The organism is Lysinibacillus sphaericus OT4b.31 (genome assembly GCF_000392615.1).
Classification (GTDB): Bacteria; Bacillota; Bacilli; order Bacillales_A; family Planococcaceae; genus Lysinibacillus; species Lysinibacillus sphaericus_B.
The window spans coordinates 3881851-3894915 of sequence record NZ_KB933398.1; the positions used below are offsets into that span (position 1 = coordinate 3881851).

Sequence of the window (13065 nt, forward strand, 5' to 3'; positions counted from 1 at the left end):
TCCAAATACAATATTTGGACGGTTATTTGGTAAGCACAAATTTAGTATAACATGATATTTTAATATTTTTATTAAAAAAAGTTGACAACTATTGGCTGGTTTTGTTGAACAACAATTGTATAAAATGCGATTAAGGTATTAAGCACTAAGATGCCTTACATAGAACCTTTTAGTTCACAGGTTGACTTAAATTTACCCTCAATAAACTTTAACGTTACATCGGCATCTGAAGTTGGGTTGTTGTTATAACTGTAAATTTCTAAAACCTCAGATTCAGCAACGAGTGCACCTTTACCACCAAGAATCTCAAATGCTCTTTCTTTTGACATACCTTTTTCAAGCTTATTTAATTGCTCAAGGTTTATTTCAATATCAGATGTTTTTAATCCGATTTGTGCTTTATAACTTAGTTTTTCACCCTCGAATGTCATTTCAGAACCCGACGAGTCGCCATCTGTTTCAAATTTATATATAACGGTATTATGCGAATCACCATCAGTGCCACTTTTAGAAACTACTGTTCCCTTTGACCCAATAATATTAAATACCTCTTCGGGTGTCATACCCAATTTAATTTGTTTATACTCTTCTTCAGTTACTTTACCATCTTCATTAACACCTAATGATAATGTTTCTTTGTTTGATGCATCCTCTATTGGTATTTCAGCAATCGGTTTTTCATCTTTTTGTGCTTCTTCATTGGTTGTTTTTTCACTACATCCTACTAATCCGAGACGTGTTTAATATGTGGTCCTAATTTATTTACTATTGTTGAAGACGAATTATTGTAGCTTTGTGAAAAAGATTTATTGTTTAATAAAGTCTGATAAAAATCACCTCTGTAATTATTTTTTGAGGTGATTTATTAATGATACTTGAAGTTTACCTTGTGAAAAACTTTACTTAAACTAACGTTGCAGGATAGTCGAAGAAGGAAAAAGGAATTAATGTAACTGAATAGGACACACTATAAGAATGGCCAATAATATTACTTTTTCTTTGCCAAAACGATCTGATATCTATTCGTCAAGGCCAATAAGTCATCTACGAGTAAGTCTCAAGGAGGGATTGCTTGATGAAAGATATGTTTATGAGATTTATCTCGGAACCACTTTTATGGTTCTGCGTAATTTGTCTGTACTCGGTGATTGAAATAATAGGATGGACTAATGAAAAAATATAATGCTAATTTAAGAGAAACCATTGATTACTGCACATTTTTTAAAAATTACGTAATAATCAATAATTGTGAAATAGGGTATTCCACCACTTGTTACGAATACCCATAATCATTTAGAAATGAGGAATTTAATGGATATAATTTACTGATAATAAACAAAAACAAATACTGGAAACAATATAAATATAATATCCACTTTCAGATAGTATCGTAATTTCATTATCTTTCATTTCAACAAGATTAGTTACCATCTTCATATAGCTTAGTCACCGTAATTGAAGAAGGGTTTTTATCAATTTCAAATTTAAATAAAGTACTTTTTCAACTTCTAGTGTATCGAACATTTCAGCTATTTCATTTATATCGGAAGAATGTTTTATACATCACTTAGAATTATTGTATATTGTTCCCCATTCACAATCACTTTGCCTTCTGGTTGACTAAGAGTATCGGTTAGGAATCTATTGCATCCAGTCAAAATAAAACGTTAGTTGAATAAGATTATCGTTTATAATTATCGACTATATTTAATTGCAGTTCCAAGAAGGTCGTGGTCTGCAACTGCCTCATGACTAGAAAGGAAAACCTCCATTAAACCAGATCCTGTTGTACCTTGTATCCCTTTATGGAAAAATTTACGGGAATTAAAAACTAGAATTTACTGCCTGGTAAATTTGATAAGCTTAAATTATGAATTATTAATAATGTTACCTACATTTATTACTGAACTGTCCCAATTTACCTTAAGATAACTTCCAATATGGACTTTTCCCATGGCGTCTACTTCCAGAATAATATTGAAAGGTTCTATCATCACCCCTTGTTACTTTAAAGTCCACTCACTTAGGTCCAATATACACACTTTAACAAAATGACTAAATAGTTCATATTTTACTAGTATATCATTTTTTACCAAAATAGGATTTATTGATGTATAAAAGTATTCTTTTGTAAAAAACTTATTGAAGATTTGGTAATAATTATGCTAATCTAGAATTAACTCGAGAGTAAGTAATTTTGCTATAGCATAAAAATTATTATTATTTTGGTAAGTACATAGTATTTTATAAATGAACGAGATTAAAAGGTGGTAGTTTATATTTATGTCAGTAAAATTCTGTTACAAAAATACAACACTAACCCTAAATAAATTTATTTTCGAATGCTATTACATACTCAAAAATAGAAGTTTTAAAGCTTTTATATTCATTGCATTACGAGATGTTTTTACCAAATTTTAGAATCGAAAACATAATAAAAAGAATAGAGGATAAAAAATGAAAAAAAAATATGTTTTAAGCGCTTTATTTTTACTGACGATGAGTATTGGTGCATTACCTGAAAATTCTAAGGCGGCTTCAGAAGAAGAAAATGTTAATGGTGTTTCGAATGTAGATATAGATTATATGGAAAACAAAGAATATTATGATGGATTGGCGAAACAAAGAGATTTAGAAATTGCCGAAAGAGAAAAACAAGAACAAAAACAAGGTTTAGCGCGTGCTTCCGCATATTATACAATACCAGTTACCTACAATAAGCAAGCGTATTCCAATTTTTGTGGCCCAGCGGCAGGAAGACAAGCCTTAAGTTTCCACAAAGAAAAAAGTAAGAGCAATGATAGTTTACCATCCCAGGATAACTTTGGTGTCACTATTGGTACTCTACCAAACAAAGGGGGGACACAATCTACAAATCTTAGAAACGGTTTAAATCAATATAAAAATGTATATGGTTTTAGTTCAAACCCCTATATAGTAGGTAATCTTACTGACTCTGCTAATCCTGCAAATACGTTTATTTCACGTATTACTGATAGCTTAAAGAATCAAAAAACAGCACCAATCTTATTAACAGAAACTGAATGGATTGAACAATATAAAGGTACAAATTACCGTCATTATGTAACAATAAGTGGATACAATGAATCCGGTCAGACTCTAAGAGTTGTAGATCCAAATCACCATACAGAATTCACAGGAACTGGGACATATTGGACATCTATCGGAAAAGCAACAGATAATACTACAACTGGCAAAGGTATTGCAAAAGCTACATATAAAGCTGATGGTGCTAACCCTGCAATGATTTGGTAAAATAGAACAAAATTAAATAACTAGGTTTATTTGGGGAGATTATTTTGAAAAAAAAAGCATTAGTAGCACTCGGATTAATTGTCAGCTTAGTTATCATTCTACTAGTTATTCCTAAAGCAGTTCAAAATAATGAAAACAATAACAATGCTGAAGAAAATGAGACTCTTGAAAACTATCAAATAGTTGATGAAGATTTTAATAAAACAGTAGATGTTCCTTTTTCTAGGATAACTTCTTTTAGAGGTAACGCTAACTCAATTTTTATGAGTGCAGATCATAAGAGTTCATCCGGTCTAGATAATAAAATCATTCAATATAATAGAAAAACTCAGAAATATAAAACTATATTTAACAGCAAATTTAAATTGCCGTCTGTCCAAGGTCTAGAACTGAATGATAATTGGTTAGTCTGGGTTGATTCTGATGAAACCGGGTCACAGAAAAATGCATATTCAATGAATTTAAATACGAATGAAATACAACCATTAACACAAGAAAATGATCCAAATATCAATAATGCTTTTCCTGTACTTGTAGAAGACTATGCTGCTTGGATATCAATAGATAGTAGGACAAGCAAGCCGAAAGTTATGTTAAAAAATCTAAAAACAAATGAAACTGAAAGTATATTTGATTTAAATACCTATACTTTTATGAATATGTTCTTATCTGCAAAGGATGGGAAAATATTATTTACTGATAAAAAAAATAATGTTGGTTATCTATATTTATACGATGTGAAAAGTAAAGAAATCAAAGAATTAAAAACTGATTATGAATTGATTGGTTGGGCAAGTATGCTAAATGGCCAACAACTTATTTATCTAACCTTTAATGACCCTAGTGAATCTAAAGTTGATAAACGAAAGCTTCTTTTTTATAATGTTTCTAATAAACATACGCAAGAAGTTGTTTCGGATGTATTAAATGTAAATGCTCTTTACACAGATTTTAATAATCAAGTGTTTTTTTCTTATAACGATGAATATTTGATAAAATTTAAGCTAGAGAACAATTTACTGGTTGAAAATAGCGAATTGGAGACACCTGACATTTACAGGTTTTCTGCGGAAAATGATATCTATATTATTAATCAAGACCTTTCAGATGAAAAACGTAAAAGCAAATTAATTATCCAAAGTGAACTCTCTAATTAAAAATTTGGCCATTCCCAATCGGGGATGGCCTTATTCTTTTAAAATTTTGTGAAAACTCAATTTCTCCCCTTAAAAGTCCAAAAAAGAAAGAAAATTACTTATAACTGGAAATGATATAGTAAAAATTAACCCTGCCTTTCCTTAAGATTATTTTATCAAAAATATCCTAAAAAAGAAGGTTTTGGTTTAGGACTAATCATTGCGAATAGTATTATGAAACTGTATAAAGGCGTAATTAAAATTACAAGTCAAGAGGGAACAGGGACGACTGTTGAATTGTTTTTACCAATAAACTAATATAGATGATTTTTTGGAATCTGAGAAATATTTATATCCCATATATCTAGAGTCCAATTACAAAAGTGTCCGGAGAAGTTCTTATTGATGTAAAATAGGTTTAACCCTCAAGTACAATTAAATTCTTATAAAGGAAAATTATATAGAAGTTTTTCTGTAAACTGTGATATTAAAAAAGAGGTTTATTTACTGTTGATAACAGTTAATAAACCTCTTTTTTCACAAATGTTTCTTGCATCAGGACTATGTTGTGTGCGTCATGATTGAGTTGTGTGCAGACACCAGTATTTTCAGCTTAACTTCAGATAATTCCATCCAACTCTAGGGTACGATTAAGTTGTGTTCAGACAATTGGTCTTCTTCACTTGTAAAAAACTCTTTCATATTTGAAGAAATTAAAACGATTGTAAGACTACTGTCAAAAATTTCATCTCTTAGTTTTGTCCAAATTGTTTCATCTTTGAAATCACTTAAATCTTCACCATCATTTTCTCCCTTTATATTTAAAACTGATAAAGTGACAACATTAATTATAATTTTTGCTGTTATATTCAACGGTATATGTTTTGTATCTAATAATTAAAAAACATTCTAAGAAAAACAAAAACCCTGATACAGCAACGACTACACTGTATCAAGGTTTATTTTGGATGTCACATCATCTTATATATTTATGACAAATATAATTATAAATTGTGACAGTATTAGTTATAACTCACAAATGTAGCTTTGGAATAAAGTTTGATAAAAAAACACGATTAAAGCTAAATTTCATCGCATACAAAAAGCTATCGTTTTGAATAAAGATTGATCAAAACGATAGCTTTCTTCTATTTTTAAGAACTGTTTTTTATAATAAAGATTGATTGTTTTAAAGCTCCTTCTTCAACATCCTTATTTATTTAGTATACACTCCCAAAAATCCATCCTCATTATCATTATTCAATAGTTTTATTTCCTCATACTGATTCTTTTGTTTACTTTCGATAAGGAATAGCCTTTTTTTATTTGTTGTACTTCCTTCTAAAGTTGTATAGGAAAGGGTAAGAATTTTCTTTTCATTATCTAATCTAAAAGAGAAATCGGAATAGTTCCTATTATCGGAATTTATTAGAATATATGTTTTATACTTATCTTGGTCATAAGCATAAACACCATCCTTTAGATCAACTCCAAATACGTCAAGTACCTTTTTATTGTCATCGTGCTTAGTGTCAAGCTCTAATACCTTTAAATTTTTAAATTTCATAGTTTCTGAAATAATACTATCGGGATTTATCACTTCGTTATCCACACTACTGTTGCTACAAGCTGTTATCATAATGAATAATCCAAGAAAAACCAAAATAGACAACCCTTTTTTCGCCATTCTTTTTCCACCTTTCTTCTTGCAATTTTTTTAACAGTATCCACTAACACAGTATACAATAAAAAAAACCAGTATATACAAATATTACTATTTATAATACACTAGTATTTGTAATACAAAAAAAGGGGAGGTTGTCAAAAAATGACATCTAAAGTAAGTAATAAAATTTTTAAGGTTTTACTATTTATTTCTGCATTATTTTTAGTTTTAAGTTACAGTAGCCTTGTAGCAAGTGCAGCCGACAGAGATGATTTACCTAATTCAGAATTACAACCACAAGAGGAGTTAGGTTCACCAACTGAAACTCAATATAGCACACCTACAGAAGATGGGGGCACGATTTTATTTGAATCAGAAGAAGATTATCAATCTTATCAGAATGACAACATAAGTGCTACGTGTAATCAGACAACCCAGACAACACTTGAAAAATATACAGTTTCAAGAGCTTTCATTGGTTACCATCCTGCAACACCTGGTTGGGATAAAGTTAAAAGCGTATCAATAGCTGGTGGTATAACTTGGAGTATAAACGGCTCCTATGCTAATGGCGCGTCAACGTTTGGTATCTCATTTTCGCATAGTCTTACTGCTACAAAAACTTATGAATCACAGTACCCTAATAAATATGTCCGTGTAGGTGTTAGAAAAGATGTTATATATCACAAAGTAAAAAATGTAGTGAAAAATCCTGTGGGAACAGTAATCAATACTTATATTACTGAAACTGCAACGCCAATTGGTGATACGTATACTGAATTAATGTATAAAGATTGATAGTACTTGAGTATATAGGTTTTCATTATTAATAGCATATTTGAAAAACAAGCAACATTAGTAGTACAAACTAGTAAAAAGTTTGTACTACTATTTTTTATTGTTGTTGCTTTAAAATAAAAGTTTGATGTATCTATTTTATAAACATCGCAACTTTATTTCAAAGCTACAACTTTCTCTATGCCTAAAGAAAGTTCACCCGTCGGTTATTTACTAAAGGATTTTACAGTAAAATTGGTTTGCCCCCATAATTTAATTATTTTTTGGTACTCTATGTTTAAACAAAAAAAGACTCTCTGCAGAGTCAATAAATTGTGCGATTGCCAAAACAAATAATGTAGTGCCGATAGTTCGGCCGTAATTCCCCGATTGTAAGCCACTCAATAAAGCCCTCATAAAATATGTTCTTCTGGAACTATATCATAATTAAACCCTTTAAATGAAACTGTTCTTAATGAACCTGAGCTCGTTTTTTCGAGATACTGAACCTTACAATTCAATCTTGGTTCCAACCAAATCATATTACGTTCTACCTTGGTTACGTGTAGCTTTATAATAAAGTTTGATTAAAAATGCTCTGAAAAGGTTGGTTTTTAATATAGAAGAAACCCACGTGTTTAGAACAAAGATTGAGCAAAATAAGTTGGTTTAGTTTTGTTTGAACAAATTTTTTATAAAAAAGATTGATTAAAACTCTTCGTTTTTATAAAACTGACTTTTCTGTAGTTATAAAACACCCCTTTAGACAACTAAAATCTAGAGGAGTTTTTCATCGCGATTTTTTAATCGCAATTTTATTTCAAATCTACAGTTGACAGAAAAATCTTATCGGAGTACAATCGGAGGTAATCAGAGAGAACGTCTGATTGGAGTCTAATGCGATTAGGAGATGATTAAGGTTGACAGTGGACGAAATAATGGAGCTTACTGGTCAAAAAAGAGGAACAATTGAGCAATTTAGGAGTGTGCTGCAAAAGTATCGATTAATAGAAAAACATCAATCTTTGGACAAAAGAGCAGTTACAACGTTCATGAAAGCAGTTGAATATAAAGAAGCAAAAGAAAATAATTGGATAGAATCTATAGAACGTGCTATACAACATGAGTATGGTGAAGAGATGGTATTACCACATATTTGGACTAGGAAAATTGTTTTAAAAGATTTAATTTGGAAAATAATAAATCGACGAGTTACTATAGAACGAGTTGGTAGTTCATTCCCGCCTAATGATGTTGATTCTGAGGAGTACCACATAGTGTTTAAAATCATAATAGATAATTTCGTAGAAATGGGTAAAACTATTGATACTTACAAAAATAGTTATGGCACAGATGGTAATCCTGTAACAACATTCATTTGTAAAGGTAAAGATTTTGTATATTACATAGTAGGAAAATATAATAGTATTACCAAAAGTGAAGATATTCATGTGTTTTATAATGATGGGCTCGAGTTTAATCTAATGAAATGTGAGCATATCTGTGGCGGAAACGGCGACAAAGGGCAACTAGATGAACTATGGAGAACCTGCTCCTCTTTTGCTAAAGACCAATCGGTAGTGGAATAGCAGTTCTGCTCTTACTTTTTTTGACTATAAAAAACGAGCACCTTATAAAAAGCTGCTCGTTTCACATTTATCTTATCTAGAAAATAAAGAAAAAAATCTTTTCTTTCCTGTCATTTTGTTCTTTTTAGTTACTGCTCTATCAATTTTTCCAAGTACTGCTTGACTGTCTTCAATTCTTTTGTAAGCCTGCATTAAAATTTGATCAATTTCTTTAGAACCAGTGGGTTTAATTTTTCTATTCATTGCTCCCATAATTTTCACCCCGCTGCTTTTGTTGACTTAATTTTATCATGTATCATTAAAAGTGTACAACATCTAACATAAAATTCAACTGTTAATAGGTCTGATTCTATAAAGCCTTCTTCACTTTCTGATTGTAAACATAGAACCCCAACAACTTGATTATCAATAGCGAGTGGATATCCCAAGATTGAACCGATTTTTGTAGCAGGTAGTCCACCATCTTCAAACCTTGAATCCTTTTCTTCTATATTGTTAATAATTTCTGCTTTGTTTTTTTCCCAAATATAACCTGCAAAACCAACTCCTTTGTTAAATACCCTTTTATCAACTGATTCAAAGTTAATCCTAACGCTGGAAGCAATTTTCAATTGGTCTCCTTCTACTTTAAATAAAGAGATGGATTTATCACTTTGGTCTTTTTCTAAAATTGTTATACATTCTTCCAAAATCAATTTTAGCCCCGTATCGAGGGGAAGCTCTGAGTCTTTATAATACGAATAATTTAGTGATCTAACTACCCTAGTAGCATTTTTATTATGACGCATTAATATTCGTAATCGTACCTCTAATTGATCTAAACTATCTATTAGTCCCGTTTGGTGTTCACCTGCTTCTTTTAGTAATGCCAAATTTTTATTATAGTCTACAATGAGTTCTCTATAACTAGTATCTAAATCTGAGGCCTTCTTTTTAAAAGCTGGATCATAAAAGGGATTGGGGAAGCTTGTTACTGCTGTTCCGATTTCTATTTTTTCATTAATTCTCCACGTGTTACCAATAAATCGTACAATACGATAACCTAAATATACAAATCCTATAGCACTAAATAATTCCCACTTATTAAAATTATCCACATTTTCAATTAGATTTAACTTAAATAAAGCGATTGATATCCATTCACTCATTGTTGGTAAGAATGTGTTAAAAAGAATCATAAATAAAACTAATGCAACTCCATAACAAAGAAATAACTTTTTCTTAGATAGTGGCTCTTCTTTTGCTAATTGTTGTTCCTGTGGATTAACTTCTGGATTCTTTTTGTCGTCATTTGTAGTTGTACTACTTTCTTCTAACATTGTATTTTTAGAATCTGCGTATTGATTACTCAAAATACATCACTCCTTGACGTTTTTTATAAAACATTACAGAAATGCCATTTATCATAGTAAATTATACCGAATAATAGTATTTTAATTAAGTACTTTTGGTACAATCGTAAAATAATAGAAAACGTGATAACGCTATACAATATTCACCAGAAAAAATGCCCCTTTAGATAGAATTTTAAAGGGGCAAAATGAGACTGTAATCTAATTTCTATATCCTCATTCAACTAGCAAATAGAGAATAAAAGGCATCTAATGTTGGTTTGGAATAAAATTTGATTAAAAGAATGCTGCAGACGTTGATTTTATTATAGAAGAAACCCTTACATTTTAAAAAAAGATTGTTCAAAAGGTGTGCAAACAATAAACATCTTCCTTTCCTATCCCTTGGGTAATCCTGATTCATCAACAATCTATTGAAGGCCAAATTCATCAACAGTACAAGTACATCCAGTACAATTTAATTTAAGCTCATACCCAAAATATTGTAGCTTTATAATAAAGATTGAAGTTTGATCAAAATCGCTAAAGTAATCTCCAAATTGTACATTCATTGTTGTCTATAACATTAGGAAAAATAATAAATTTAACATTATTATAATAATGTTAAATTTATTTAAGGAGTATATTTCTATGAGCAATGATGAAAAAATTATTCTAATGATGCCAAAAATACAAACACATGAAGAAACAGTCGAAGAAGCATATGGTCCATCAACTGGTACAGTATTAGAAGAACAAGTTCCAATTAGCCCTAGTGCTATCTCGGAATTTGCTAACCAATACACAGGCTATGAACTAGATACTATTGAAGTCCATGTAAAAGGTGCTGCTCAAACTAATGGGATTACAAGATTATTTGTTGGTCTCTCAGGAGAAGCAGGCGTAAAACTACAATTAAAAAAGAAAAAATCCTAAAACTCTTAACTAAAAACATACAAAGAGCCTGTAATAGCTCTTTGTATGTTTTTATTATCCTTCAACCTCAACTTCTTCGCTAACTTCATTAAGTACATGGAATCTTCCAAAAGCCTCTGTTTCAATTCCTCCATAGATATCAGCATTATTGCCTGATAAATCTTCAATAGTTACTATCAACACATATTCAATTTCTGCGTCATTTGCAATCTCTGGTTTTGAAAACAACTGCAACCAAATCTGCCAATCACCTGGATTAAATGTTGAAAATACTTGCGAAAAATGATGTATGTTATGCCATTTTTCTCTCCCCTGTTTATTCTGAGGATTTCTAGTTACTTCAGTGCCATTTGAGTTGATACAGTGAAAAGAGGTATCTATATAAGCTCTTAAATATTCATATCCTTTATTTGAATTCACAGGAGGCAAGCACAAACAAGTTACTTTAACATTTGCAATACTCGCTTTTCTCTTAGAATACATAGAAATTGTAGTAGGCATATAGAATTGAACTCTTTCCTTAACCAACCTCGACATTTTTCCGGCCCTTATAAATGTTGCCCTTCCAGATTGCGAATACTTGGAGTTGTAACTATTTCCCACACCTTTGCCATACAATTGTTCACATACATCTTCTTGTTGATTTATTTGTAAGTTAAACATTGACGTGGAGAGCTCTGCATGATGTAATAATAGCGCTTTAGCAACCATTGGATTTTTTTGAGGAATATCTTGTGATAATATAGCAAGATCCGCTGCCGCTATAGGAGCTGAAAAACTAGTTCCAAATTCAGCTTCTAAATATCCATCTTTATTAATTACGTATGCAGCAGAATTTCCAGCAATAAAATGTTTATTCTCATTTATGAAAATATTCCCACCTGGGTATGTCAAATCAGGTTTGGATGTACCACAAAAACCAAGCCCTACTCTGCTAAAAGGAGATAATTCTTCAGCTCCCGAAATACTCAATGGATGATTTTCACGTGTTATTGAGCCAACAGTCAAACCTAAAAAACTCTCTCCAGGTGCCGAAATTCTAGCTTCTTCATCATCTATTATATCAGTCAAATTATCATATGTTTGCCAAAGACTATGGTTACCTGTTGGTACTACAAAAACAACTCCATATTTCTCCATCAAGCAATCTAATTCATAAGCAAGATTACTAATTTTTTCATCCTTAATGGGGCGTCTGCTATTAAATGAAAGATTGAATATTTTTGTAGTATCTTTTATTGTCTCTACAGCTTTTCTAATTCTTTCGATTAATACGGGTTCAGGAATCATACTTAATCCATCACTTATTACCGCATCAATCACTCTAACTTTAGGACAAAGTACTCCATTTTCTAAAACACTTTTATCCAAATTATCTCCAAATATTGCCCTACTAGCAACTTTCGTTCCATGTTCGGCAGTAAAATCAGTTATACCATCTGCAACCCAATAACCCGCAACACATTCATCAAGGTTACTCGGCAGTCTAATTCCATCATCTAGTATGCAAATTATCGGTAAATCCTCATTGCCATTTTCATATCTTAACGGTATGTTACGAATATCCGTTTTCTCTGTTCTTTTACTACTTTCAGATGTATAAAATGGAGTTAACTCCATTCTATAAATTATTTCTTGATCAGAAAGTAAATCAATACCACTAGAAGGTAAAAAAGCTCTTAAAACAGGAGTCTCATCAGATAAAAAGAAAGGTTCATCAATTAATTCTCCATCCACTTTCTTCAATTCTTCCCTTAAATAATCTAACATTTTATTATAAATACCCTTTTGCAAATTAGGGACTAATGTTATCTGTACATCTTTTTTGAAGCCATCTTTTTCTATTTCATCTGTTAAATCAGATGACTGTTTATCTTCTTTATCGACTACTCCAATCTTATCTATATATTGAAAAAAATCCGAATCGCGTCCTTGACTCTCGACATATCGGCTTAATTTCACTTCAAACCGATCAAAATCTATCGGTGTAGATGAAACTATAGCAACATTAGATTTTTGGATTGCATTGACTTGTAAATTATTACTTAGAAAAAGCCTTTCATACCCCCCTCTTGCATCAACCTTGTCATTTTTATTTAATTCAACTTTAAAAATAATTACTTCATCTTTTATAGGGGTACTAATATTACTTCTTTTTCTCTTAATAGTTGAGAGCCCTTCACTTAATTCCTTACCATGCTCCAAATGATTTATGTCTCTTGGTGTTTGTCTAGAGGTTGGATCATAATCTATTTTTTTCACTTCACTATCTGGTATTAAGAAATGTGACTTTTTTCCTTCTTCATTATTATCTCTTGGTTTATCTAATGGAAAATCTTCATTATTACTCATTT

At 30.9% G+C, this 13065-nt stretch carries 11 protein-coding genes and 1 pseudogene; 6 read left to right on the top strand and 6 right to left on the bottom strand.

All coding sequences use genetic code 11. The annotated features are described in order from the left end of the window. Positions 1 to 155: 155 nt before the first annotated feature. Positions 156 to 671, bottom strand: a complete 516-nt coding sequence (locus H131_RS23195) for a hypothetical protein (RefSeq protein ID WP_329600456.1) — start codon at positions 669 to 671, stop codon at positions 156 to 158. Positions 672 to 2457: 1786 nt separating this feature from the next. On the opposite strand from H131_RS23195, the gene H131_RS17930 reads away from it, so the two are divergent. The 3 genes and pseudogenes from H131_RS17930 to H131_RS23915 all read left to right on the top strand — a co-directional run. Beyond that, positions 2458 to 3276 carry a C39 family peptidase gene (locus H131_RS17930; protein WP_010860552.1) on the top strand — a complete coding sequence of 273 codons (819 nt, stop codon included), beginning with the start codon at positions 2458 to 2460 and terminating at the stop codon, positions 3274 to 3276. Positions 3277 to 3320: 44 nt separating this feature from the next. Continuing rightward, positions 3321 to 4433 carry a hypothetical protein gene (locus tag H131_RS17935; RefSeq protein WP_010860553.1) on the top strand — a complete coding sequence of 371 codons (1113 nt, stop codon included), beginning with the start codon at positions 3321 to 3323 and terminating at the stop codon, positions 4431 to 4433. A gap of 162 nt (positions 4434 to 4595) precedes the next feature. Beyond that, positions 4596 to 4730: pseudogene (locus H131_RS23915) on the top strand (ATP-binding protein); the annotation flags it as partial. Positions 4731 to 5051: 321 nt separating this feature from the next. On the opposite strand, the gene H131_RS17940 reads toward H131_RS23915, so the two are convergent. Beyond that, positions 5052 to 5285, bottom strand: a complete 234-nt coding sequence (locus H131_RS17940) for a TIR domain-containing protein (protein ID WP_010860555.1) — start codon at positions 5283 to 5285, stop codon at positions 5052 to 5054. A 343-nt stretch (positions 5286 to 5628) separates the two neighbouring features. After that, positions 5629 to 6099: a hypothetical protein gene (locus H131_RS17945; protein ID WP_010860556.1), complete on the bottom strand. Its 471-nt coding sequence runs from the start codon at positions 6097 to 6099 to the stop codon at positions 5629 to 5631. 141 nt (positions 6100 to 6240) lie between these two features. Here H131_RS17945 and H131_RS17950 point away from each other — a divergent pair, with 141 nt between their 5' ends. Both H131_RS17950 and H131_RS17955 read left to right on the top strand, forming a co-directional pair. After that, the gene (locus tag H131_RS17950; protein WP_010860557.1) at positions 6241 to 6876 is read left to right on the top strand and encodes a hypothetical protein; all 636 of its coding nucleotides are present in this window, start codon (positions 6241 to 6243) and stop codon (positions 6874 to 6876) included. Positions 6877 to 7775: 899 nt separating this feature from the next. Continuing rightward, complete coding sequence (locus tag H131_RS17955; RefSeq protein ID WP_010860558.1) at positions 7776 to 8444, top strand: hypothetical protein; 669 nt, start codon at positions 7776 to 7778, stop codon at positions 8442 to 8444. 72 nt (positions 8445 to 8516) lie between these two features. Here the strand turns inward: H131_RS17955 and H131_RS17960 are convergent, their stop codons facing one another. Both H131_RS17960 and H131_RS17965 read right to left on the bottom strand, forming a co-directional pair. After that, positions 8517 to 8696 (bottom strand): hypothetical protein, encoded by a 180-nt coding sequence (locus H131_RS17960; RefSeq protein ID WP_036130786.1) that lies wholly within the window; start codon positions 8694 to 8696, stop codon positions 8517 to 8519. Positions 8697 to 8701: 5 nt separating this feature from the next. Then, a complete protein-coding gene (locus tag H131_RS17965; protein WP_010860559.1) occupies positions 8702 to 9796 on the bottom strand; it encodes a GAF domain-containing protein in 1095 nt (364 codons plus the stop codon). 630 nt (positions 9797 to 10426) lie between these two features. On the opposite strand from H131_RS17965, the gene H131_RS17970 reads away from it, so the two are divergent. After that, the gene (locus H131_RS17970; protein ID WP_010860560.1) at positions 10427 to 10711 is read left to right on the top strand and encodes a hypothetical protein; all 285 of its coding nucleotides are present in this window, start codon (positions 10427 to 10429) and stop codon (positions 10709 to 10711) included. Between the two features lie 54 nt (positions 10712 to 10765). On the opposite strand, the gene H131_RS17975 is transcribed toward H131_RS17970, so the two are convergent. After that, on the bottom strand, positions 10766 to 13063 hold the full coding sequence (locus tag H131_RS17975; RefSeq protein ID WP_010860561.1) for a S8 family peptidase: 2298 nt from the start codon (positions 13061 to 13063) through the stop codon (positions 10766 to 10768). Between the last annotated feature and the right edge of the window lie 2 nt (positions 13064 to 13065).

Excerpts from the sequence above, each read along its gene's own strand:
- H131_RS17975 (WP_010860561.1), bottom strand. The coding sequence starts at position 13,063 with ATGAGTAATAATGAAGATTTTCCATTAGATAAACCAAGAGATAATAAT.
- H131_RS17960 (WP_036130786.1), bottom strand. The coding sequence starts at position 8,696 with ATGGGAGCAATGAATAGAAAAATTAAACCCACTGGTTCTAAAGAAATT.
- H131_RS17930 (WP_010860552.1), top strand. The coding sequence starts at position 2,458 with ATGAAAAAAAAATATGTTTTAAGCGCTTTATTTTTACTGACGATGAGT.
- H131_RS17945 (WP_010860556.1), bottom strand. The coding sequence starts at position 6,099 with ATGGCGAAAAAAGGGTTGTCTATTTTGGTTTTTCTTGGATTATTCATT.
- H131_RS17970 (WP_010860560.1), top strand. The coding sequence starts at position 10,427 with ATGAGCAATGATGAAAAAATTATTCTAATGATGCCAAAAATACAAACA.
- H131_RS17950 (WP_010860557.1), top strand. The coding sequence starts at position 6,241 with ATGACATCTAAAGTAAGTAATAAAATTTTTAAGGTTTTACTATTTATT.